Genomic DNA, 25,242 nt, shown 5'->3' with positions numbered 1-25,242 from the left:
ACCCTATGGATTTCAAGATGTATCGCGACGGCAAAGGAACGAATCCCCAGGAGCATAGATAACTATGTGACCGGGGTGAGTGAGTGCAGCCAACAAAGAGGCAACTTGAAAGATGACGGGTATAGTTATTAACTAAACTTAAGGAGTCTATATGGATAATAAATTTCTTTCTTTATTGCTAGTCACACTATTTTTTTTCTCCTCGTTTTCCATAGGAGCAATTCAAGAAACGAGAATGATTAACTTTGAAAATAAAATTTCATTACCAAAAAGTACAGAAGAGCAACTATATAAACTTGGGAACGAGCTGTATAGCGCATCTGTTGACAAGTTGTATTCTGCAAAATATTGGGGCAAGTATGGTACTTTTTCAAAGGTTGGCATAGAGGTTCAGGGAAGTTTAGCTTATGGAATGGCTCTGGCTGGTCCATCGGATCTTGACATTGCATTTGTTTATAAATACAACAATGGCGACTCTATGCACACACTCAGCCCAGTTAAATTAAAAGATGATGCTGTTAATGCATTCAAGGAAGTTTTTGGTAGTAAGTATAATTATACTATCAAGATTCCAGTAGTAAATTTAAGTAACAGTACAGAAGATATCGATATTGCATTTTTCAATGTTCTGAACAAATCAGCGCCTTTATGCTCTATCGATAAAAGGTGTTCTGAATTGAACTATGGAAAAGATGATGCCACATCAGAATGGTATCGTTCAGAACGTCTGAGCTTATACTCCGAACTTGATAATGTTTTCAGTAAAAAAACACCCAAAAGAGAGATAATTAATCGCTCAGGAAAAATATTAAAAGTATGGCGGGAGAAAATTTTTTCCGATCAAGAGGTGAAAATACCCTCAATTGCTTTAGTTACCATGATTTACGATTTCAGTAAGGACAATGGCGCTAAATATAATTACAATAAATCCACAGATACTCTTCGTGATGTCACCAGCTATAGTATTATTAAGTATTTTAAGAATGATAAATGCGAAGGTGCTCCAAATGCAAAGATTGACTTGCCTGTATATCAGCAAGATCGAAACCTCTTAAGTAAATTAAATTCATCACAACGTATTAATACCTGCCTGAAATTAGTTGAATTTAATAAAGCACTTATAAGGGCAACATCAGCTCAGGTAAGCGAAGCTGAGTCAGTTAAAATTCTTGAGCCTTTTATTGGTCGGTTCTGAGTTTTAAAGAAGGCGCCCAAAGATATTTATGCAGATGTGAGATTAGTATAGCAAATAAAACCTCATCTCCAGCTTTGTTGAATAAATCAGTCCAGGGAAACAACTCTTCCTGGACTACATATGCTAGAAAATCGCGCAGAGTAATGAGATTATATATAACAGAATAATGATGTTAGGAAGTCAGACCATGACGAAACAAGCCGTTTTTACGATGAAATTAGAACCTGAACTACGTGCCGAGACGATAAACGCTGAACTTTATTTATCAATGCCTATCACTGATATAAAGGTAGAGCAGAAGAGCTAAACCGTAGCGCATTATTCAAAAAATAAAATTGAGTAGGCGATCCATCCTCAGAGTGTCTTAGGAGTACAAATGGAATTGAACAGAATCGGCGATATTGCGGCTTTTGTTGCTGCGGTACGGGCCGGAAGTTATACACAAGCGGCGGGTTCTTTGGGGCTGACTCGCTCTGCCATCGGTAAGAGCATTGTGCGCCTGGAGACCCGCTTAGGCGTAAGATTGCTGAACCGAACCACGCGGCGGCTTAGTCTGACAGATGAAGGACGCATTATGTTCGAACGCTGTCGTCAGATCCTTGAAGATCTCGAAGAAGTGGATAACACGATGGCAATGCGTAGGGTAAATCCTACCGGGACGCTGAAATTAACCGCGCCGATCTCCTTAGGGAAACGCCATATTCTTTCCTTGCTGGAAACTTTCCTGCAACGCTGGCCTGAACTACAGGCGGATATTGCCTTTACTGATCGTTATGTTGACTTGATCGAGGAAGGGTTCGATATTGCCATTCGCATTGGTGAGCCAAAAGATGATTCTCGTATCCTTACACGTACCATCGCTACTCAACAGATGATTACCTGTGCATCACCGGATTATTTGGCCCGGCGAGGTGTACCTGAAACGCCGCAGGTGTTACATGCACACGACACTATTTTCTTCCTGAGTGCGGATAAACGCCGTTCCTGGCGTTTTGAAACTGCGGAAGGAACCTACATTTTTGAAGGTCCAGGACGGCTAAATATCGATAGCGCGGAAGCTATGCTCGAATCGGCGCTAGCAGGGTTCGGTCTCATTCATCTACCTAGCTATGTTGTTGGCAAAGATCTTAGTAACGGTAAACTTGTTCCCGTGTTGGAAAATTACCATGTTGTGCCCGAACCTATCCGAATCATTTATCCAAGTAAAAAGCATCTTTCCCCTCGCATTCGGGGATTTATCGACCTCTTGGTAGAAAGCTGGAAAGATGGCGTACCTTGGGAGTAGAAGATGAAGGCGCCCTAATGACGGTGATTATCACTGTCATTAAAGCGCACAGTACAATTACGCGCTTAACTGCTCTAAAGTAGGATAATCGGTGTACCCCTCAGGGCCATTGGCGTAGAAGAATTCTGGACGCGGTTCATTCAGGGGCGCGCCAATTCGCAGGCGTTCAACTAAGTCAGGATTAGCGATAAAGTTTCGTCCGAATGCCACTGCATCAATTAATCCTTTTGCAATCAATTTCTCCGCTTTCTCGGCAGTATAAGCGCCTGCCGCGACAATCACACCAGAATAAGCCTCGCGAATAGTTTGACGAAATGCTTCACTGAAAGGTTCTCCTCCAGCCCAATCAGGTTCGGAAATGTGTAGATAAGCCAGATTACGTTTTGCCAACTCACGGATCAGGTAAAGCGCGGCTTTCTCCTCATCTTCATAATGACTTAGACCATTATATGGCCCTAGCGGATAGATACGGATGCCAATCCGATCAGAACTCCAACTTTCAATGGCAGCATCTACCACTTCCAGAGCGAATCGCGCACGGTTCTCAATACTGCCGCCATATTCATCATCACGTTGATTAGCTGCTGGCGACAAGAACTGATGAATAAGGTAACCATGTGCGGCATGGATTTCCATCATGTCAAAGTTAGCTTCCTGCGCATTGATGGCTGCCTGACGGTAATCGTTGACAACCTGATGAATTTCATCTTTCTTCAAAGCCCGCGGCTTAGACGTGTCGATTCGAATCACATTGCCTTGTGCGTCTCGTACCGAGGTCCGCGTGTTAGCAAAGATCGCAGAAGGCGCCACAGGAGCTTGCTGCCCGGGTTGAAGAGATGAGTGAGATATTCGCCCCGTATGCCATAGTTGCACATCGCTAAGACCACCCGCTTGATGAATTCCTTCATTAATTTTTTTCCAGGCGCTTATCTGTTCAGGCGTATGCAAACCGGGCGCGCCTGAATAACCTTTCGCCTGAAATGAAACCTGTGTAGCCTCAGTGATGATCAATCCGGCGCTGGCACGTTGACGATAATATTCAGCCATTATTGATGTGGGAATATCGCCGGGTTCAATACTTCGCAAGCGGGTAAGAGGCGCCATAAAAATACGATTAGGCGTAGTAATAGCACCTATTTTTAATGGATTAAACAGATGGGGAAATTTCATAAATCCTCCTTTATATGCGACTGATAAATATCCAGACAAGGAAACGTATTTGTATTATTTTGTTGATGAGAGAAGGGTAATTGGTGGGAAAGTTAGTTTCAATAGTTTTAATTTTATGCATAAATCCAGTGAATTTGTAATTCATTGTTTTAATTGATTTTAACTTCAATTAGGGAGAGTATGTACCTTAATATGGGAGCAATATTCCCCAAGTCGCTGATAATCAAACCTCAGAAGGGAAGGGGAGTTAAGAATAAATATATTGAGATAAAGTCAAAGACTGTTTAGTTAAAATTTATATTAGTTAAAACTCACAGAAATTAATGCTATTTCCATATGATGAAGAATCTAATTTGCTAATATTTTCGAAATGACACTAATCAAATCCCCGGAAGAGAAAGCGGTCATCGTTCATATTGAAAGGAACAACTACCAATGCCTGTCCCCTGATGATTCCAGAATCATCGGGCCAATGTTTATCAAATTGGCCCGAAACAGATGATGCTTTATCAACAAAAGCGGGGCTTTTTGTAAAATACTTCAACGGATGGCGTCACCGCAATCATATGCATCGCACCATGTACCATTCCCTCAATAATTTCAATCTGCACAGACACACCGGCATCCCTTAACTGCTGTGCATAAGATTCTCCTTCACTTCTTAGCGGATCATATTCGCAAAGCAAAATAGTTGCATCTGGCAATCCTTCAAAATGCGTTAAATTAGAAGGCGAGATAAGTGGATTTGTTCTGTTGTTGTGCTCACCGATGTATGCCTGCCAAAAGAATGTCATCATCTGTTTTGTCAATACATAACCTTCACCATATTTATCGTGTGAATCCGTTTCCATTGACGCATCTAAAGCTGGATAAAATAGCAATTGATGGCAAATAGCAGGCCCTTTTTGGTTTCGCGACATCAAACAAGCTGCAACGGCAAGATTCCCCCCTGCGCTATCGCCACCGACCGCGATTTGTTGCGCATTGATGCAAAATTTTTCTGCATTATCAGTGACATAGCATAGGGCCGCATAAAAATCCGTTAGTGGTGCCGGAAAAGGATTTTCGGGGGCAAGCCGATAGTCTACCGAGAAGATAACGCAACCCGTTGACTCCGCTAGCTTACGACAAGGACGATCCCAAGCATCAAGACTGCCTACGCACCACCCACCGCCATGAGCATAAACCAACGCGGGTTTATCACTCATCTTTTCTTTTCCATAAGGTACATACACGCGAACAGGAATGGGGAAACCATCCTCTGCGGGAACAGTAAAGCTGCTATTATATGTCGCATCGTTCCATTCGCCCTGTTGTTGGATAAGAGTATCCTCAATAGAGATTCGAAGTTGTTCCAGGGGGGAATTTGCTGTTATTTCAATTTCAGGCATGGAAGCAAGCCATTTTTCAACATTTTTATCAAGCGGCATAATAATGACTCCTCTGTAAATAAGGTGATTGCCAGATGGCAAAATTTCTCGTATTGCGTACTCAGCCCCAATGATAGCTAAAACCAGCATAGATAATTGTGCACGAGTTGGGCAAATCACCGAAAAATACGCCAAAATCACCAAAAGACATTGATAATAATTGAGAATAAAAAAACTACCGGAGAAAAAGACCTTTTAAGTGGTCTTTTCTGTTTTTCTTCTGAACAAAGAAAGCTACTATAAGATTTACTAACAAGTCTTTTGGAGTATTTCTATGGCTAACATAATTCTGTCAGATATTAGCGCAAGCATTAGTGAGCTTAAAAAGAACCCTATGGCGACCGTTAATGCTGGGGCTGGATACCCTGTTGCGATCCTAAATCGTAACCAACCCGTGTTTTATTGTATTCCTGCGGAACTCTACGAACAGATACTTGATACTTTGGACGATCAAGAGCTTATTCGACTAGTAAATGAGCGTAGAGGACAGGCATTGGTTGATGTAGATCTGGATAATTATCTATGACCTATAGCGTGAAATTCAGGGAAGATGCTCTCAAGGAATGGGAGAGGCTTGATAAATCAGTCCAGCAACAATTTGCTAAGAAGTTGAAAAAGTGTTGTGTTGAACCTCATATTCCATCAGCTAAACTTCGAGACATGCCGAATTATTACAAAATAAAATTACGCGCTTCTGGTTTTCGCTTGGTTTATGAAGTCATGGATAATGTGTTGATCATCGCCGTGGTAGCAGTTGGTAAGCGCGAGCGGAATGAAGCGTATGAGCTGGCAAATAAGAGACTAAGATAGATAAGGGAATGTCAGATGTTCTGTCGTTAGTTATGATGCAAAATTCAAATCTGGATTTTCAGTGAAACTGAATTTGCATTCAAAGCAATACATAGAATAAATCCATATTATTTACGTAATAACTGCAAAAATCAGCAGGAATTATTATTAGATAACATAATATCACCAAGAAATTAAAAAGGTGGTTAATTTTAATATTATTGAAAATTAAGTTTCGACACCCAATACAACAGAACTACCTCAATCTGGGGAGCATCGTCTCCCCGTTACTGGTTTGATAAACCTAACATTAATATGCATTAGTTCAATATATGAAGTTACGTATAGAAAATTCAAAAACTTTCCACACGTGAAATTGTTCATTTATTTTTCTATTACAATGAAATTTGCGAGGAAAATATAAAAATGATGAGTCATTACGTTGTTAATCCTTTGGTTAATTAAAACGGAGCCAATAATACGCACTGGTATCAACCATCCGCAACAACCGTGAAGCAAACATTTTGTGAAGTTATATGAGGTTATTTTATGAAGAGCGAGTTTAAAGAAGGATACTGTACCCTCTGTAGATCGAGATGTGGCACTGTCAACGAAGTTCGTAACGATACATTGATAAAAATCAAGCAGAACCCGAATCACCCGACCGGCAATGCTATATGTATGAAGGGTAAAGCTGCGCCAGAACTGGCTCATAGTCCTAACCGGATTCTTTATCCTCTTCGTAGGACAAATCCCAAAGGTGATGCAGATCCAGGCTGGGAAAAAATCACCTGGGATGAAGCTTTAAAGTATGTTGCTGAGAAACTGGCTTTCTATAAGGCTGAGTCTGGCGCAGAATCGGTTGCTTTCTCAATCACCTCGCCTAGTGGGACACCTCTGAGTGATAGTCTTGAATGGATAGAGCGCTTCGTTCGAAATTTCGGCAGCCCTAACGTCTGCAATGGTACAGAGTTGTGTAACTGGCATAAAGACGAGGCACATAAGTTTACCTTCGGATGCAATATTCCTGTCGCTGATTACAGAAATGCCGAGTTGATCATTTTATGGGGGCACAATCCAACAAATACCTGGCTTGCGCAAGCTGAAGCTATTGGAACAGGCAGAAATGCCGGCGCCAAACTTATCGTTGTCGATCCTAGACATACGGCTCTTGCCAGAGAAGCTGATAATTGGCTCAACATCAATCCTGGGACGGATGCCGTGTTAGCCCTCGGGCTAATAAATATCATCATAAACCGAAGAGGATATGATCAGACATTTGTAACACGGTGGACGAACGCCTCATTGTTGGTACGAAATGATAATGGTCTTTTCTTGCGAGAAAAAGATATAAACATTTCAGCTAAGAAAAACAGGTATGTTGTCTGGAATAATATAACTCAGTTTCCGCTAACGTATGATATTCACGAAAATGTGCCATGTGATGAAAATGATAATTATGCTTTATTCGGCGAATTTTCGGTTAACTCTGCGAAAGATGTAAATAAAAAAATACAATGTAAATCTGCATTCCAACTACTTATAGATGAGTGTCAACAATACACTCCTGAATATGTAGAGAAAATCACAGGCATAACCAGAGAAAAACTCCTATATGCAGCAGATTTAATCATGTCTTCCAAGCGAATTGCTTATCATTCTTGGACTGGTGTGGCTCAGCATACCAATGCAACCCAAACTGAACGAGCAATTGCCGTGCTGTACGCATTAACGGGATGTTTTGACACTCAGGGAAGTAACCGAGTGTACAATAAGCATCCCGTTAATCCGGTGAATGCCCGCAGACTTATGCCGAAAGAACAGCAAGAAAAAGCACTTGGCTTTAAGGAAAGACCGTTGGGGCCACCGCTAGATGGCTGGATAACATCACAGGATCTGTATCAAGCAATCTTGCACAAACGGCCTTACCCTATTAGAGCTATGATGGCATTTGGTACGAATATGTTGTCATCTCATGCTGACACAAAGATTGGAATAGATGCGCTAAAACAGCTTGAGTTTCATGTTCATTGTGATCTCTTTGAAACGCCCACAGCACATTATGCTGACATCTTACTACCCGTGAATACGCCCTGGGAGAGAGAAGGGCTACGTGTAGGATTTGAGATTTCAGGTGAGGCAGAGGAACTAGTTCAGTTAAGACAAAGAATGATTTCGCCTCGGGGAGAAAGCCGGTCAGATAATGAAATTGTCTTCGATTTGGCCTGCCGCTTAGGCATGAATGATATATTTTTTAATGGCAGCGTTGAAGCAGGATGGAATTATATTCTTGAGCCCATTGGCTTGACCGTAGAGTCGTTAAGAGAAAAGCCGGAAGGAATTTCAATTCCATTAATTCAGAGTGATAGGAAATACGCGGGAATCGATCCGGTTAAGAACACAGTTAAAGGTTTTGATACCGAAACAGGAATGGTTGAAATCTATTCTGAGAAATTGTGGCGGCATGGTTATCCACCACTCCCGATATATGATGAACCAAAAGAGAATTTAAACTCTGAATCACATTTCCCTTATCGACTGACCTCGGTAAAAAATGGCTTCTATTGTCATAGCCAACAGAGAAGTTTAACCAGTCTACGTAAAAAATCACCTTATCCTAAGCTTGATATAAACCGTAAATTAGCTGAAAAGAAAGGTATTAAAAATGAAGATTGGGTAGAGGTCATCACCCGCAACGGCAAGGCGCGTTTTAAAGCCTCGTTAGATGATAATATTGCTTACGATACGATAATTGCTGAGTTTGGTTGGTGGCAAGCGTGTCCCGATTATGGGAAAGAGGGTTTTCCCGTCATAGGAAAAAACAGCAGTAACTATAATGCGCTTATTTCTGACGACTCTTGCGATCCTATTAGCGGCGCTTCTCCGCTCCGTTCATTCCGCTGTGATATTAAACTCGCAGAAGATGTTAACCCGGAGAAAAGGTCGTGGCAGGGTCGTAAGGCATTTCGGGTTATAGGTACAAAACCCGAAGCCAAGGGTGTCAAAACCGTTGTTTTTGAGTCAAAAGATGGAGGAATGTTGCCTGATTATGAACCTGGTCAGCATATCACGGTACAAGTTTCCATACCTGGACAAGATAACCCTGTCATTAGGGCCTATTCTTTAACAGGAACGGCAACACAGGAAGATAGAAAGACTTACAGTATCTCCGTACGGCATCAGAAAAGCATAATTTCTAACGGAGAAATTTTTGAAGGCGTCATGTCTTCATATATTAATAGGACACTGGTAGCAGGAGCCGAAGTAGATCTGACGCCTCCGGGAGGAAACTTTATTATTCCGCTTAATACTAAGCAACCTGTTGTTATGTTGGCAGGAGGAATTGGTATTACTCCATTCATAAGTTATCTTGAATCTCTTCCAGCTAACAGTGAAAATCCTGAACTCTTATTGCTGTATGCTAATCAAAACAGCGATACACATGCTTTTTCCAAAAGGCTAAAAGAGCTTGAGTCAAAAATTAAGAAGTTGAAGGTAATCAACTATTACAGCAATCCGCTACCTGTGGATGTTGAGGGTATTAATTACCAGCATCACGGATATATTACCGCGGATGCCGTTCCTGAATCACTGATTAAACAGCAAGCTCGTTTTTATATGTGTGGCCCGGTTCCTATGATGAAAACTTTCGAAGCAGGTTTACTTACTCGGGGAATTCCGCCTTTTGATATCTATAAAGAAGTGTTTCGATCGCTAACTTCGGTAAAAATTAAAGACGGAAAAAGTTTCACAGTTAAATTTGAAAAATCTGGCGTTTTTCTTAAATGGTCTCCTGACAAAGGGACACTCCTTAGTTTTAGCGAAAAAAGTGGTATTAAGATGGCAAGTGGATGCCGGGTTGGACAATGTGAAAGTTGTGCTGTGAAATTAAAAAGCGGCGAAGTGCAACATTTAAATGATGTAGAACCTTCAGAGCAAGGGATGTGCCTGACTTGTCAATGTATACCTATCTCTGATATTTCCATTGATGCCTAAAAGAATACTAAGGTAACTTGCAGAGACGTTCAGGGAGAAATGTACGATGATGACATTTCTCCCTCGCTCATTGTCGAGGTCACTTGCCGTCATAAAGATAAGGGACTGAATGGCAGGATCAGCAGCAGATAAATTTAACTTCTTTTTAGCGGAAATTAAGTCTATAAAATAACTGATATATATTTTTTTGCAGATAACTAAAAATATTCCGAATGAAGATAAAGCAAATATAATTACGGATTATAATATTATAAAATCTTAATTATAACTGGCGGCTTCTCCGCCCTATATTTCAATCTATTCTACTCTACAACATAAAATAAATTAAATTTTCGGATAAAGATAAAAATCTTTAATATTTAGCTAAATATTTTTACTTAAATTATATCGACGTAACCTATATGTAATCTAGAAGAAACGGCTAGTTATTTATTGTTGGCGAAAACCGGAGGATTGAACTAAACTCAAATTTTACTTTTATGAGAGGAACTTAACTATGTCCGAAACCTATTCTTCTGAATCGTTAAACCTGAAATCTCACTGGATGCCATTCACTGCCAACCGTAGTTTCCAACGTGATCCGCGCCTCGTTGTTGCTGCCGAAGGACATTGGCTAAAAGACGATAAAGGACGCCGGATTTACGACAGTCTGTCCGGTCTTTGGACCTGCGGAGCAGGGCATACCCGGACAGAAATTCAGCAAGCTGTCGCTGCTCAATTGAGCACCCTCGACTACTCGCCAGGCTTTCAGTTCGGTCATCCCTTGTCGTTTCAACTGGCAGAAAAAATTGCCAATTTAATTCCTGGTAATCTTAATCACGTCTTTTTCACCAGTTCAGGTTCTGAGACTTTAGACACCTCAGTCAAAATGGCGCAAGCCTACTGGCGTGTGAAAGGCCAGCCCGAGAAAACCAAACTGATTGGCCGTGCACGTGGTTATCATGGTGTCAATATTGCAGGTACTAGTTTGGGGGGAATTGGTAGCAATCGCAAAATGTTCGGACAGTTGATGGACGTAGATCACTTATCCCATACGCTACAGGCCAATATGGCATTTACGCCAGGTATGGCAGAAACTGGCGGCGTGGAATTGGCTAACGAGATGCTCAAGTTGATCGAACTGCACGATGCCTCCAATATCGCGGCGGTCATTGTCGAGCCTGTGGCCGGTTCCGCTGGTGCGATTATTCCGCCCAAAGGGTATCTACAGCGTCTGCGTGAAATTTGCGATCAACATGATATTTTGTTGATTTTTGACGAAGTTATTACCGGCTTTGGTCGTATGGGATGCTGGACCGCTGCTGAGTATTTTGGTGTGACGCCAGATATTCTTAACTTTGCCAAACAAATCACCAATGGCGCCATTCCTCTGGGAGGCGTAGTGGCAAGCAGTGAAATTTATGAAGCCTTTATGTCTCAGCCGCTACCAGAACACCTTGTAGAGTTTAGTCATGGTTATACCTATTCGGCACATCCGGTAGCCTGTGCCGCCGGGTTGGCAACCTTAGACCTGCTGCATAAAGACCACCTTATCCAGCGCTCTGCTGAACTTGCTCCTCATTTCGAAATGGCCCTTCATTCTCTCGGAAATTGTCCAAATGTGACTGACGTCCGCAACTGTGGCTTGATAGGGGCAATTGAGTTGGCTGCCCGTGACGGTGATGCCGCTATACGTCCTTTTGATGCCAGCATGATGCTTTGGAACGCCGGTTTTTATGTACGCTTTGGCGGCGATACACTGCAATTTGGGCCGATGTTCAATGCTGAACGAGCCGATTTGGATCGTCTTTTTGACGCCGTTGGGGAAGTATTGCATTACATTGACTAAGGGAAGGGATGGAACATAGAAGGGTATCAATGTACGGTTATAGAAAGTCTATGTGATGAATAAGGATATTACAGACGGAAGACGTGACTTTATAACTAACACAATATTTAACGCTCACCTATTAAGTGAGCGTTACTATATTCATAAATACTATGATCATGGTATTTATGATTTCTATATTGATAATGCGAGAAATAATAATGATTCCGAACAACAAAAACGTCGCTCTTGAAGAACAAGATGTTTCCCTAATTGAAGCGGCAAAGGCTGCGATAATATCTCGATACAAACCGGATTGGCATGTTGTGGGCGCCGCACTGCGTCTGCGCTCTGGCGAAATTGTGACGGGTGTACATCTTGAAGCAAATGTCGGTCGTATCGCAGTTTGCGCAGAAGCTATTGCTCTTGGGCGTGCTGTGACGGAGTACGGTTCTGCCGATATCGACACGATAGTAGCTGTTTATCATTCTCGCGACGGAGAGGTTAGTATCGTGTCCCCATGTGGTATGTGCCGAGAACTGATTTCTGACTATGCGCCACTGGCGATGGCGCTGATCCAAGACGAGAAACACAACTACGTGAAGTGTCCAATCATGAGCTTACTTCCTGCTAAGTATCAGCGAGATATAACAAATGAGCCGAAAACCTGAATAATGGGCCAACGGTGGTATTAACTATATGACCCTGAATATGACTCAATCCAATGTACAGCAAAAAGCAGAATTTCAGCCGCTGGTACAAGCAAAGCTTTTGTATTTCCGACAACAGATAGGCCGATAATTTCTGGGTAAGCTGAAATAAAATCAGTAACAATCGTTGCAAAATACCCTTCCGGTAAATTTTGCGAAACAGGTGCGACAGTATCAAACTCTTCAATCATCTCCCAAATTACCGAGCCGTCTTTTAAGAAAGGTACAGGCATATGACGAATTTTTTTATTCGATATATTAGCTAAATGTTCAGCATGATGTAATAAGCTCATGGTGTCGTAAGGGGCGCCAAGCATTAATATTTTGCCTTTTTGTTCCACTAATTTGGCGAAAGGAGAGTTATCGCCATAACCGTACTGTAAGGAATGATTATCCGTATACCATTTAGCTCTTTTGCCAATAGCTGAGACGGATGCGCCGGGATTACCACTTCTCAATGAACCCGGATACGTGCGGATAAATTCCGCTAATATCCCGTGGTCTGAGCTGGCTCGGCTAAATTTAGCATCAAAAGGGGTAATATCGACTTTGATTTTTTCAGATAAATATCCATTTTCATCTACAGCATCTTCATAGTTCTGATTCCAATTAACATAGGACAGTAATGTTCCGCTTGAACCAATGGTTTCTAATATGGCAGCAATAACATCATCGGGGCCGTTTATACAAGTACCTATATTACGTATACTCGCATGTACCATAACATCATCATTCTTATGTAATCCTAAATTGGATAGTTGTTGCTTCAATAGATTTTTTGTCCAAAATCTATCATTGCCAATTGTTAACATGTATACACCTATAATATATATTCCGCATTTTTAATATGGGGGATTGAGCTCTTTCTTAATAATAAACCATCAGTATTTTGGCATATTAACGGTTTCGTAAAATTTATCAAAGCTCCATTTCCAACATAATCTTGATATCTGTCGAACGCCCCTTTGCGGCTTGTTCGTAAGCTTAAACGCTGTCTTTAAATTTATAGGTTACGAACAATATCAACCATTGCACTTTCGGCAAAACTGACATTTTCAGGTAGTTTGAACGTAACTGCTTCTGGGTGAATAACTCTTTCACGTAAACAACCATGTTATCGATACCATTTTTTGAGCAGATATTAGATCAAAAATTGTTGCATTTATGTGATTGATCATAATTTTCGCACTAAATCGTCAAAACCATTGGTATTGATCAATCAGGAGACTTACCATATTGGGAGTGAAACGCTAATGTTTAATTACCACAAGCCCAGAAAAAATGAATTGCGCATCATTGACAAGTTGATAGGTACAATGTGGATGCCATCGTTTTATTTACAGAGTTATTAATTTAGTGCTAAATTTATAGAGAGTGGTTAATACCATATGAAAATATTAAATATTATAATTTTATCTATATCGACAGTAATGGCTTCTAATTCGTTAGCTAATGAGATTAGAGCAAGGGATTTAGGTATTCCTTTCTCTGGAGTAACTGGGAAATATAATGCGATTACAGATGTTAGTGGTGTAGAAGTTGGCTATTCAACCATAATAGAAGGCGATGGAAAGCTAGAGGTCGGAAAAGGCCCAATCAGAACAGGCGTGACAGCTATATTACCAAGAGGAAAGAAATTTAGCCCGGTATTTTCTAGTACATTCTCTTTAAATGGAAATGGAGATATGACCGGCAATCAATGGGTCAAAGAAAGTGGTTTCCTGGAAACGCCAATATTAATAACCAACACTCACAGTGTTGGTGTTGTTAGAGACTCAACAATTAGCTGGATGATTGATAATAATCTAACATCACCACTAAAAGATGATTTATTTTGGTTATTACCTGTAGTTGCAGAAACGTGGGATGGAATATTGAATGATATAAACGGTATGCATGTAAAAAAAGAACATGTATATCATGCGTTGAATAGCGCTAAATCAGGCGCGATAGAAGAGGGTAATGTCGGCGGCGGAACGGGAATGAACCTTTTTAAGTTTAAAGGAGGCACAGGTACTTCATCAAGAATTCTGGATAAGAAAGATGGAGGATATACTGTTGGCGTTCTTGTTCAAGGCAATTTTGGCGATCGGGATGACCTGATTATTTCTGGGATTCCGGTTGGTAAGGAAATAAAGGATCCCAACCCGATATATCATGGAGATAAGAAAAAGATAAAGGATGCCGGTTCTATAATAGCAGTGGTAGCCACAGATGCGCCATTAGCACCTCACCAATTAGAAAAAATAGCTAAAAGAGTATCTCTGGGGCTGGCAAAAGTAGGTGGGGTAGCCAGGAATACGAGCGGTGAGATATTTATTGCATTTTCGACCGCAAATAGTGATGCTTTCTCTAGAAAGGATATAAGAACAATAAAAATGCTAGCAAATGACAAACTAGATCCTTTGTATGAAGCAACAATAAACGCAACAGAAGAAGCAATAATTAATGCTATGATTGCAGCCAAAAAAATGGTTGGGAGAAATGGCAATACTTCGTTTTCTATTCCTAAAGATAGAGTTAAGGAGATACTAAAAAAACATAATGTCTTAGTATCACCTGAAATGTAATAGCTCAGACCCAATCTGACGCTTAGATTTAAAAACAAACGAGTTACCGACTTTGATTAAAGGTTCTATACCTAATAGATTTCGAGTTGCAGCGCGGCGGCAAGTGAACGAATCCCCAGGAGCATAGATAACTATGTGACTGGGGTGAGTGAAAGCAGCCAACAAAGCAGCAGCTTGAAAGATGAAGGGTATAAATCTGAAATCGAAGTCGGTAACTACTTTAACATTTGTTTCAGGATTTTTCGTAATGCCGTGGACATTTTCACATCCAGCAGCCGTTTTTCCTTTGAAAAATCTTCCGGGGGGAAGGTTATTGAATTTGCCTGCGCTAATTATGGGTAGTTTATCTCCTGATTTCTTTTACTCTGTTGGATTATATGATGTTGCAACGGCTGCGCATCACTTACCCGGATGGTTTTATACCGCATTTCCTTTATGTCTATTGATATTTTTGATTGTACACCTATTGTCGTATCCTTTATCCGTCCTTTTCCCAATACCCTTTGTTCGTTATGAAAAACAGGGCTATAAGGACAGAGTTGTTTTTGTACTATCGTTGTTTATCGGAGCGGTAACCCATATTGTCTGGGATGCATTCACACACGATAACGGTTTTTTTGTCGAGTTAATTCCTCTATTACAGTTCCGCGTTTTTCATTCCATTACCAACGAGCAGGGGATAAGTATATATAAAATTCTACAGCATCTCAGTTCATTGTTAGGGTTATTGTACCTGACCATAAAGTACTGGCGATATCAGAAAAAATTGGACCCTATTATTCAAAAAAATAACAAAAGAAAACTTTACCACCTGATTGGTATTGGGTTTATCTCAGGTTTTTTAACATGCCCTGTAGCATTATTTTTATCCTGTGAAGGATCAGGGATAAATATAAGCAGGTTTATTTTTAAGGAACTTACTCTATCTGTATCAGTCTTTTTTATTATTCTGGTATTTATTGCGTTATGGATAAGGTATTCTTCTTCGAAGGCTAAATCTGTTCAGTAAAAATCTATTGGTATTTAGATAGATTGATTTAAACAACGTAACCAATAAAGGAAAACCAAGAAATATTATTATTCATGATAAAAGCAAAAACCCCGTTATTTTAAACGGGGCTTGTCAATGTATTGGAAATATCCAACTAGATCGGTAAGATCTTATCTTTTACCTACTAACGCTCATAGTAACCAGCCCATTTGCCGCCGTCACACGCTCTAACGTGTCCTTTAAAATGCCATGTGCTCCCATTATAACTAAATGTTCTTGAAAAACCATTATAAGGATTAACAACCCACATGGTATTACCCACAATAAGCTTATCAGTAATATACCGATCTCCACACTTGTATGTCGCTCCAGCTGCCGATGCAGTCCCAATTCCTCCAATTAATACTGCTGCTAATGCACCAACTGTTAATAATTTCTTGAGCATAAAACTCTCCTTAAATAGTTTCAGAATTTACATATTTAAACGTATTATTTACCAAAATCATATGTGATAATGTATACAAAATCTAAATCACCACATCGATGATATTACAATTTTAAAATTCAAAAACTGCTTATATTTTTATCTATATTATTCGTGTTTTAAAAAGCCTTTAATAAGAGGCTTTTCGGTAGAATTTTAAACTTCTCTACCTTCATAGTAAGCGGCGTAAGCAGTACTTCCATTATAATCACAAGATCCATAACGCCCTTTAAAATACCATTTAATCGTTTTACCAACACTAGACTCATACCGAGTAAATACATTAGCAAAATTGTCATAAGGATTAACAACAATTCTAGAATACTTCAAGCCCGAACTATCGGCGCCAGCTACACTTACATCCTGTCCCGGACAACTCGCTGCCAATGCTGTTCCAATTCCTCCAGTTAATGCAATACTCGCAGCTAATACCCCAACTGTTAATAATTTCTTGAACATAAAACTCTCCTTAAATAGTTTCAGAATTTACATATTTAAACGTATTATTTACCAAAATCATATGTGATAATGCACGCAAAATCTAAATCACCACATCGATGATGTTACAATTTTAAAATTCAAAAACTGCTTATATTTTTCATCCTAGGTTGAATTAGGTTGGAGACCTAACTTCCATTTACCATAATAGTACCAGAAACCCAAAATGGCAAATCTAATATATAATGACAATTTGTTTTTCTATAGTTTTCCATGAAACTATCTTGAATATCAGTATATTTAACTTCTTTGGAATCTATGATTTATCTCACATATTTATGGGGATTAAAATCTATAAATGTAGCAATCTAGGGCTATCTTAAATGATGGAAATTTGGCGCTGATAATTGAGACAAAAAGAAATGCGTTTATATTTTACTCATTCACTCTGGATGAATTTTCTGATAATAATGTCAACTATCCTGACTCTGGATGCTCTTAATGAGATTAACAGAAAACATTTTCCTTCATTATTTTTCATAATAATTATGATAAAAAATTATTTTTATAATTATTGCCTTCAAATGCTATATATATTAACTGTAATATTCCTGAATAAGTACTCTCATCATAATTATGTGACTACCCAATAAAAACATTCTTGATTCTCAAGAAACATCATTTTTATTTTTCATAATAAATTCACTCTTTATATTTTCATATAAAAAACAAATTTACTTTAAAGGTTAATCATCAAACATGAGCCTCAAAAAAATACCAGTGTGCTCATCCAAAAAAGTAGGAGAGGAGGGTGGCAACATACTATTGAGACGGAGCATCTATCCTGCTGCGATGCTCTGTCCACTTTGGAGAGCCGAGCTTCAAATTCCTATTCCAATCTCCCCCGTATCCAAAATTTCGGCAACTAATTCCGTAACTGCCAGCACCAAAGAAGAACGCACCATTTGTTTATATCGGTACTTTTGTAAATCAATCAATTGCTGATCAATCACATCCTCTGGCTGGTCAAAGCGCATCATTTCAGGTAAAACCCCCATGCAGTGCAGCATCCTGACTGGACCGAGGATTTCATCATCTGTAAATTCATAGCGCTGCTGTTCTTGTTGTAACGTTGCATTTAAAGCCAGAAAAAGTTCGATGTCTTCATAGATTTCACGGGAAATAGCGCCAAGCGCATAAACCAATTTAAGTCTGACTGCCAGTTCGCCCAGCGGGCCATCTCCCTGGAGGAGCGGTTCAACCGCATATTTCACGGCATAATCATCTTTACGGAAAACTTTTAGCATCAACTGGTCAATAGCTCCCGTTATCAGGTGGATCACCTCCTGAATAAATGGCTTGACCTCGGTTCGCTTGTTAAGCCGTTCGAGTAGCTGGTTTTCTGTTTTTTGTCTATTTTCCATGATGATTATTCACTTCACAGCGACCTTGTTCTCTGTAGCCATGAAGTGAGTTTTAACAGTTTCATTAAGTGTAGAAATTGATTACCGGGTTCACCGAATAAGTGCCCCTAAGCGCTGATATTCACTACATATACGCTCAATAATAGGAAACTGGACATCCAGTCGGCAAATACGGTGAACTGCCTGTTTTATACCTTGCTCGTTAATTATCCTTCTCATTTCTACAGCCTGCGGATCAGAATCACTCCTGAAATGCAAAGCCGCAGCAATGCCTGTAATCAGGTTATCGTTCGCCGAATGATACGCCAGAGTCCCTGATAACGGCTTAATTAACCTGTCCTCTGGGCTGAGCTTACGTATCGGCTGACGCCCGACGCGTTCTACATCATCCTGTAAATAAGGGTTAGCAAAGCGATTCAGTATCTTTTCTATATATTGCGCATGGTTATCAGGGGAGAAGCTATAACGCCTGATTAACACTCGTCCGCTTTCTTCCATTGCTCCTTTAACAATGGTACGAATCTGAGGATCATTAATTGCTGCGCAAATCGTCTTATGACCGAAGAGTTGTCCCAAATAAGCCGTGATAGCATGACCAGTATTGAGGGTAAACAGTTTACGCTCCACGAATGCCATCAGGTTATCGGTCAGTTCCATGCCGTTGATAGCCGGGATTTCCCCTTTGAATTGTGTCCGGTCAACAATCCACTCACTGAATGTTTCAACGGTGACATCCAAAGACTCATCGTTAGCGGCATCTGTCGGCGGCACAATTCTGTCTACGGCTGAATCCACAAAACCGATATGCAGTTGTACCCATTTATGATCTGCCTGTGGAATAACTGCCAGCACATGCTGTTTCAACAGGCTGGTTCCGCGAACCATATTTTCACAGGCAATAATGTTCAGAGGTTGGTCATTACCTGTTTCTTTGCGCAGTATGATGCCTTTTGCCAATGTTGCGGCAATTCTCTCCAATACCTGCGGGCCGACGGCGGTTGTCACCATGTCAGCCCGTGCAATGTATTCCACTGTTTTCGGATCAGTGCTATTGATGGCATTAACTTGTCGCACGCTTTCAACGCGATGTTCTTTACCCACAATATGAACCTGATAGCACTGCTTATGTGCCAACTGGTCAACCAGCGGTTGATCAATATCAGCAAATGTCATATCTGAATTAGCATCAGCCAAGAGTTTACCGATAAAGCCCCGACCAATATTACCGGCGCCAAAATGAATCACTTTCATGATTAACCTCTCTGCTTAAACTGCACTTTCCCTGATAAGATTTCCAGCGCTTCCTGAACACTCTGCGTTTTGCTCAAGCGCTCAATCACGCCGTCTTCATCGAGCGTGCGAGTAATGTGGGCAATGACTTCAATATGCTCATTGCTACGAGCAGCAATACCTATCACCAGACAGGCGATTTCGTCAGGTTCTTCGCCAAATTGAACACCGGCCGGATACTGACAAATCACGATACCTGTTTTAAGCACCTGATCTTTCGCGTCAATCGTGCCGTGAGGAACGGCAATAGATTCCCCCAGATAGGTAGACGTTAGCTTTTCTCTTGCCAGCATCGCATCCACATAGTCCGGTTCGACATAACCGCTTTCCACCATCTTGTTGCCAGCAAAACGGATCGCTTCTTCTTTGGTCTGTGCAGTCAGATTGAGGTAAATATGGTTCTCATTCAGTGTAAATAGCGACTCTTCCTGATTTTCGGGGTCATAATATTCATCGTTGGCAGCAGCGATTGTTTGGACCATCCGGCCATCGTTTGCCGCGTTCGGGTGCTTTTCTGCTATCAGGCGGGTAACAAGGTCGCTGTATACCTGACTGTTCAGAAAATGGGCCAGTGAGATATGAATGGCGCCCGGCGCAAAGATTTTCGCCCTGTCGGTCAAATCCCGGTGCGTTACCACGATATCCACATCATCTTTCAGATCGTTTATCGCCATGTTGGTAACAAAAATGTCAGCCAACCCCGCATCATGTACTTTTTTCGCTAGTAAGCCCGCGCCCATAGCGCTTGACCCCATACCTGCGTCACAGGCAACCACAATTTTTTTCACGTGAGATAAATTTTTATTACGGTTGTCTGCCAGAACAGCTTCCCTCTGTTTATCTGCCAAATTGGGCGCTTTCATCCCACGTACTCGCTGAGTCGTATGGCTCAAAGCGTCTTCATCACCGCTGCGGGTTCTCTTCAACAAAATGGCTGACACCAGAAATGAGACCAATGTTGCACTACACACTGAAAGAACCACACCAATAAGAGAAGATTTCGGCGTCATCAGCAGTACAGCAAAGATAGAGCCAGGAGATGTTGGAGAAATCAATCCAGCATGGAATACCCCCATGACGAAAACGCCTGTCATGCCACCAAGGATCAATGCAATCAGCAAGCGAGGATTCATTAATATATACGGGAAGTAGATTTCATGGATACCGCCAAAAAAATGAATGATGGCCGCACCGGAAGCAGTATGTTGGGCATTTCCTCGGCCAAAGAACATGTAAGCCAGCAAAACACCTAACCCCGGACCTGGATTTGCTTCAATCAGGAAGAAGATAGAGGCTCCCGTTTCAGTTGCCTGATGAATCCCCAAGGGAGAGAAAATTCCGTGGTTGATTGCGTTGTTGAGGAACAGGATTTTTGCTGGTTCGACAACGATAGACGTCAGTGGCAGCAGATTATATGTGACTATTACATTCACACCGGCAGCCAGAACTTTTGATATCTCAGCGATCAGAGGACCGATTGCTAGATAGGCAAGTATTGCAAGGATCATCCCGATAATGCCTGATGAAAAGTTATTCAGCAGCATTTCAAAACCGCTTTTAACTTTACCTTCCACCCGGCGGTCAAAATGACGGATAGCAAAACCCCCTAATGGGCCGGCGATCATAGCACCCATAAACATAGGGATATCTGCGCCGGCAATGACCCCAATGGTTGTGATAGCGCCAACGATACCACCACGTTCGCCACCGACCAGTCGGCCTCCTGTATAGCCGATTAGCAGGGGGAGCAGATAAGTGATCATAGGGCTGACAAGTCGCGCCAGCGTTTCATTTGGGTACCAGCCAGTCGGGATGAATAGGGCAGAGAGAAGCCCCCACGCAATAAAAGCACTTAGATTGGGCATAACCATATTACTGAGAAAGCGCCCAAAATTCTGTACCTTTAATTTGATATTTGATGTTACCATGACAAAACCTCGTGGTACGAGAAAGATAAGGTTTGGTAGACGTTATCGCCAAATAACGCCTGTTGATTGTTGAACACCTTCACTTTATCACGCCTTTTTTCGGATGCGTACCACGGGTTTTTTTGTGATTAATATCACCAACTTTCTCTTCTTCATCCCTTATTTATATTGCTCAGATCACATTTTACTCAGGTAGAAAAATCAATCCGCTCAAATATTAATCTAAAAATAAAAATAACGTGAACTAAATCACTTTTTATTTAGTGGGCATTTTTCTTAAATAGAGAATTAGATCACAAAATATCTTTATCCAAAATCAGAAGGGTAGCGATGACCCTGTGGGATCACCTCGGTGAGGGGAGTGTCGCGAATATGTTGTTTTCCACAGGAACTTTTGCTGTCGGCAGCATGTTTGTCATGATTTCGGACATCCCACAAGTCTGCTAATTTTTAAGATAATCCCTAGATGTTTTTATGCACCGTGCAGAGGCACGGTCTTTCAGTAGGCGCGAATCTCGCCCAGCAACTTTCGTTCCAACCAGTAGAGCAATTAGAGCAGTCGTGGCGGTCACAAAGCGTGGTGTATTAGGAGGATCATTTTAATGATAATGTATTCCACAAAGGAAAAATTTTTAGAGGAAGAACTGGACGCAAACCTGGCAATCAAGATAATACTTAACCTATTATTTACCCTAATATAGGGCATATTTGAGCCGCATAATGCTGAAAAGGCAAAATTATGAAACCAGTAACCAACAATAATTTCTTAAGAAAAATTAATATAAAAGGCTACAAATCTATCTTAGAATGTGATTTACAAATGGGATGTCTAAATGTACTCATTGGTGCCAATGGTGCTGGGAAATCCAATTTCATCAGTTTTTTTCGCCTAATCGCCGTTGTACTTGATCATCGTTTACAATCTCTTGTTGGCAAAATGGGCGGCCCCGACACATTATTGCATTTTGGTCGTAAAAAAACTGAGTCTATAAGCGCTGAGCTTTATTTTGGTCACAATGATTATAAGTTTGAACTGGAACCCACAAATGATAACCGTATGATGTTCCAACATGAATCACTCTTTTTGGACACCAAAGGGGATTATAATATTGGTGCTGGACACTTTGAATCTCAGATCGTTCAGCATCATAACATTGAGGATTACGCATTACTTACTATGCTCCGATGGAGGGGTTACCATTTCCATGATACTAGTGATAATGCCAGAGTTAAACAAACTCATCGTATTAATGATAATGACTATTTACGGGAAGATGGTGCTAATTTAGCGGCATTCTTATATCGTCTGCAAAAAAATCATATTCTGCACTACAAACGCATTGTCAAAACCGTTCAAATGGTTGCACCATTTTTTGGTGATTTTTACTTGCGGCCCACCCCGGATAATACTGATTACATTCAACTCGAATGGACAGAGAAAGAGCAGGATATTCCCTTTAAAGCGAGTGAATTGTCCGATGGTACTTTACGATTTATTTTATTGACTACCGTGTTACTGCAACCCGAAGACTATATGCCAAGTTCAATTATTATTGATGAACCAGAGCTTGGACTCCACCCCTATGCTATTAATGTACTGGCTGGTTTGATCAAAAACGCCAGCAGTAAGCACCAACTGATTATTTCTACCCAGTCAGTCGAACTGGTTAATCAATTTGATGCTGATGATTTGATTATCGTTGACAAACAACAAGGGGCATCTACCTTTAAGCGTCTGAATAGTGACTTTCTTTCTGAATGGCTTGAAGACTATAGCCTTGGTGAATTATGGAAGAAAAACTTACTCGGCGGGAGGCCACAGCGATGATCCGTATCAATGTTTTTGTAGAGGGGCAAACGGAGGAAACTTTTGTGCGGGATGTGTTAGCTCCCTATTTTGTAGCACAGCAAATCTATCTGACGCCAATATTAGCTCAGACGAGTACCAGTCAGAAAGGCGGTATTACAAGTTACGGTAAGGTAAAATATCAAATTACTCGCTTATGTCGACAAGATCCCAGTGCATTCGTCACAACATTAATTGACTACTATGGCTTGCCTACTAATTTCCCTGATTATAATGAACAACAGGATAATGCAGCTAACGAACGGGTAGTTAAGCTAGAGCAAGCTTTCGCTAATGATATTGGGCAAACTAATTTTATTCCCAACCTGTTATTACATGAATTTGAAGCACTGTTGTTTTGCCAACCTGAAAAATTTGCGGATTGGCTTGATGACAACGCCCCCATTTCAGCATTACAAACCATCAAAGCTCAATTTGATAGCCCTGAAGATATTAATAATAGCCCACAAACTGCACCATCTAAGCGTATTTTGGCGATAGTACCCAATTACCATAAGACTTTACACGGCCCAATCATCGCCGGTGATATTGGATTAGATACAATTCGTTCCCAATGCCCACATTTCAATCGGTGGTTAAATAAGCTAACTAACTTGAATTCTGGATAAATTAGTTGAACATTTCTGCGAGTGTAATGAACTCATTTCAACCAATTAAAAGCTACGCCAAAATTGAGACGTGGGGGGAGGGAGCCTCACACAGATTTCCGATATAATAAATGGCAGGATCTTCTCGAATGCTTCTGAGTTTGGTCTAGAGTCGGTTCGTGAGATGTATAATCAATTATACCCCGCATCCATAAAGAAATATTTTGGAAATAACCCTAAAATTTGAACATTCAGCGTTGTCATCAGCATCTACGACCGCTCTGCATGCTGCGTTTGTTTGGACCGTTATACAGGGGAGTGCCTGTACTTAAGTTTTAACTCTCCCTATGTGACTTCGGATTTCGCTGCATGGAAAATTACAAGTGTAGCCTATGAATGTTTATGAACTAAACATCCTCCAAACAATATTTAACATAATATACATTAGGCGAACTTTGGTTATTACACCAATATAGTAATGTCACTTTTAACCCATTTAGTGCTGTCATCTCTTGGTGCGTTACCGAGAAGATGGTCCGCTTGGAATGACGAGTCGACGTCGTGGAAAGCCCAGTAACAATCAGTTGCCTGATGGTCTGGTCGCATATGCTCTGAACATAATCCGCGAGCGTTATAACGATTTTGGGCCTACGCAGGCATGTGAAAAGCTTGCTGATCAGAATGATGTTTATCTTTCAAAAGAGACAGTTCGAACATTTATGGTTAAAGCTGGTCTGTGGGTCCCACGCAAGCAACGAGCACCAAAAATCCAGCAACCTCGTTCAGCTAAAGGCCGTGTAGAACGTACTCATTTAACTCTTCAAGATTGCCTCGTTAAGGAGTTCAGACTCAAAGGTATCAGTATATGGATGATGCCAATGCTTTTGTTGATGAGTTTATGGACGATTATAATCGTCGTTTCGCTACAGCACCTCGACATGATTTTGATGTTCACCGTCCACTCGATATAGATGATAATTTTAATAGTATTTTTACTTGGCGAGAACCACGAAGAATATCAAAATCGCTGACAGTTCAATATGATAAAATGCTTTACTTAATTGAAGACAATGAAATCAGCCGTAAAGCAATCGGAAAATATATCGATGTTTGGCACTATCCTGATGGTCGAAAGGAACTTCGGTTAAACGGCGTCATCCTTCCCTACTCTATCTACGATAGACTCTCTGAAATTGGCCAGGGAGCAATTGTTGATAATAAACTTTTAGGACGTACTTTAGAGTTTATTAAATTGGTACAAGATAAGCGCGATAATAACTA

The 25,242-nt window shown here is 40.8% G+C and carries 19 protein-coding genes and 1 pseudogene; 12 read left to right on the top strand and 8 right to left on the bottom strand.

Annotation, left to right across the window (positions count from 1 at the left end):
* Window positions 1-151: 151 nt before the first annotated feature.
* Both OO184_RS21800 and OO184_RS21795 read left to right on the top strand, forming a co-directional pair.
* Window positions 152-1,195, top strand: a complete 1,044-nt coding sequence (locus OO184_RS21800; RefSeq protein WP_265380971.1) for a nucleotidyltransferase family protein — start codon at window positions 152-154, stop codon at window positions 1,193-1,195.
* 376 nt (window positions 1,196-1,571) lie between these two features.
* Window positions 1,572-2,480 (top strand): LysR family transcriptional regulator, encoded by a 909-nt coding sequence (locus tag OO184_RS21795; RefSeq protein ID WP_265380970.1) that lies wholly within the window; start codon window positions 1,572-1,574, stop codon window positions 2,478-2,480.
* Between the two features lie 57 nt (window positions 2,481-2,537).
* Here the strand turns inward: OO184_RS21795 and OO184_RS21790 are convergent, their stop codons facing one another.
* Entirely contained in the window at window positions 2,538-3,650 is a 1,113-nt protein-coding gene (locus tag OO184_RS21790) for an alkene reductase (protein ID WP_265380969.1), read from the bottom strand.
* Window positions 3,651-4,159: 509 nt separating this feature from the next.
* Complete coding sequence (locus OO184_RS21785; protein WP_265380968.1) at window positions 4,160-5,200, bottom strand: alpha/beta hydrolase; 1,041 nt, start codon at window positions 5,198-5,200, stop codon at window positions 4,160-4,162.
* A gap of 154 nt (window positions 5,201-5,354) precedes the next feature.
* On the opposite strand from OO184_RS21785, the gene OO184_RS21780 reads away from it, so the two are divergent.
* The 5 genes from OO184_RS21780 (at window position 5,355) to OO184_RS21760 (ending at window position 12,343) form a co-directional block, all read left to right on the top strand.
* Window positions 5,355-5,606 (top strand): type II toxin-antitoxin system Phd/YefM family antitoxin, encoded by a 252-nt coding sequence (locus OO184_RS21780; protein ID WP_265380967.1) that lies wholly within the window; start codon window positions 5,355-5,357, stop codon window positions 5,604-5,606.
* On the top strand, window positions 5,603-5,890 hold the full coding sequence (locus tag OO184_RS21775) for a type II toxin-antitoxin system RelE family toxin (protein WP_265380966.1): 288 nt from the start codon (window positions 5,603-5,605) through the stop codon (window positions 5,888-5,890). Before OO184_RS21780 ends, OO184_RS21775 begins: the two co-directional genes overlap by 4 nt.
* A gap of 528 nt (window positions 5,891-6,418) precedes the next feature.
* Window positions 6,419-9,865, top strand: a complete 3,447-nt coding sequence (locus OO184_RS21770) for a molybdopterin-dependent oxidoreductase (RefSeq protein WP_265380965.1) — start codon at window positions 6,419-6,421, stop codon at window positions 9,863-9,865.
* 496 nt (window positions 9,866-10,361) lie between these two features.
* Complete coding sequence (gene aptA / locus OO184_RS21765; RefSeq protein WP_265380964.1) at window positions 10,362-11,693, top strand: omega-aminotransferase AptA; 1,332 nt, start codon at window positions 10,362-10,364, stop codon at window positions 11,691-11,693.
* Between the two features lie 200 nt (window positions 11,694-11,893).
* Window positions 11,894-12,343, top strand: a complete 450-nt coding sequence (locus tag OO184_RS21760) for a cytidine deaminase (protein WP_265380963.1) — start codon at window positions 11,894-11,896, stop codon at window positions 12,341-12,343.
* Window positions 12,344-12,363: 20 nt separating this feature from the next.
* Here the strand turns inward: OO184_RS21760 and aac(3) are convergent, their stop codons facing one another.
* Entirely contained in the window at window positions 12,364-13,194 is an 831-nt protein-coding gene (aac(3), locus tag OO184_RS21755) for an aminoglycoside 3-N-acetyltransferase (protein ID WP_265380962.1), read from the bottom strand.
* 576 nt (window positions 13,195-13,770) lie between these two features.
* Between aac(3) and OO184_RS21750 the strand changes: the two genes are divergently transcribed.
* Both OO184_RS21750 and OO184_RS21745 read left to right on the top strand, forming a co-directional pair.
* Window positions 13,771-14,952: a DmpA family aminopeptidase gene (locus tag OO184_RS21750; protein ID WP_265380961.1), complete on the top strand. Its 1,182-nt coding sequence runs from the start codon at window positions 13,771-13,773 to the stop codon at window positions 14,950-14,952.
* A gap of 247 nt (window positions 14,953-15,199) precedes the next feature.
* Window positions 15,200-15,961 carry a DUF4184 family protein gene (locus OO184_RS21745; protein WP_265380960.1) on the top strand — a complete coding sequence of 254 codons (762 nt, stop codon included), beginning with the start codon at window positions 15,200-15,202 and terminating at the stop codon, window positions 15,959-15,961.
* Window positions 15,962-16,127: 166 nt separating this feature from the next.
* Here OO184_RS21745 and OO184_RS21740 read toward each other — a convergent pair whose 3' ends face one another.
* The 5 genes from OO184_RS21740 to OO184_RS21720 all read right to left on the bottom strand — a co-directional run bounded on the left by OO184_RS21740 (window position 16,128) and on the right by OO184_RS21720 (window position 21,507).
* Window positions 16,128-16,388 carry an LCI fold-containing protein gene (locus tag OO184_RS21740; protein WP_265380959.1) on the bottom strand — a complete coding sequence of 87 codons (261 nt, stop codon included), beginning with the start codon at window positions 16,386-16,388 and terminating at the stop codon, window positions 16,128-16,130.
* Between the two features lie 195 nt (window positions 16,389-16,583).
* Window positions 16,584-16,886 carry a hypothetical protein gene (locus OO184_RS21735; RefSeq protein ID WP_265380958.1) on the bottom strand — a complete coding sequence of 101 codons (303 nt, stop codon included), beginning with the start codon at window positions 16,884-16,886 and terminating at the stop codon, window positions 16,584-16,586.
* Window positions 16,887-17,746: 860 nt separating this feature from the next.
* Window positions 17,747-18,289 carry an MltR family transcriptional regulator gene (locus tag OO184_RS21730; RefSeq protein ID WP_265380957.1) on the bottom strand — a complete coding sequence of 181 codons (543 nt, stop codon included), beginning with the start codon at window positions 18,287-18,289 and terminating at the stop codon, window positions 17,747-17,749.
* 90 nt (window positions 18,290-18,379) lie between these two features.
* Window positions 18,380-19,540 carry a mannitol-1-phosphate 5-dehydrogenase gene (locus OO184_RS21725; protein ID WP_265380956.1) on the bottom strand — a complete coding sequence of 387 codons (1,161 nt, stop codon included), beginning with the start codon at window positions 19,538-19,540 and terminating at the stop codon, window positions 18,380-18,382.
* Window positions 19,541-19,542: 2 nt separating this feature from the next.
* The gene (locus OO184_RS21720) at window positions 19,543-21,507 is read right to left on the bottom strand and encodes a PTS mannitol transporter subunit IICBA (protein WP_265380955.1); all 1,965 of its coding nucleotides are present in this window, start codon (window positions 21,505-21,507) and stop codon (window positions 19,543-19,545) included.
* A gap of 739 nt (window positions 21,508-22,246) precedes the next feature.
* Between OO184_RS21720 and OO184_RS21715 the strand changes: the two genes are divergently transcribed.
* The 3 genes and pseudogenes from OO184_RS21715 to OO184_RS21705 form a co-directional block, all read left to right on the top strand.
* The gene (locus OO184_RS21715) at window positions 22,247-23,335 is read left to right on the top strand and encodes an AAA family ATPase (RefSeq protein WP_265380954.1); all 1,089 of its coding nucleotides are present in this window, start codon (window positions 22,247-22,249) and stop codon (window positions 23,333-23,335) included.
* Window positions 23,296-23,982: a DUF4276 family protein gene (locus OO184_RS21710; protein WP_265380953.1), complete on the top strand. Its 687-nt coding sequence runs from the start codon at window positions 23,296-23,298 to the stop codon at window positions 23,980-23,982. The genes OO184_RS21715 and OO184_RS21710 overlap by 40 nt, the downstream gene beginning before the upstream one ends.
* Before the next feature lie 479 nt (window positions 23,983-24,461).
* Window positions 24,462-25,242, top strand: a pseudogene (locus OO184_RS21705) (transposase family protein); the annotation flags it as partial.

This window comes from Photorhabdus aballayi (assembly GCF_026153155.1).
GTDB lineage: Bacteria > Pseudomonadota > Gammaproteobacteria > Enterobacterales > Enterobacteriaceae > Photorhabdus > Photorhabdus luminescens.
This window is presented reverse-complemented; position numbering and strand designations above follow the sequence as displayed.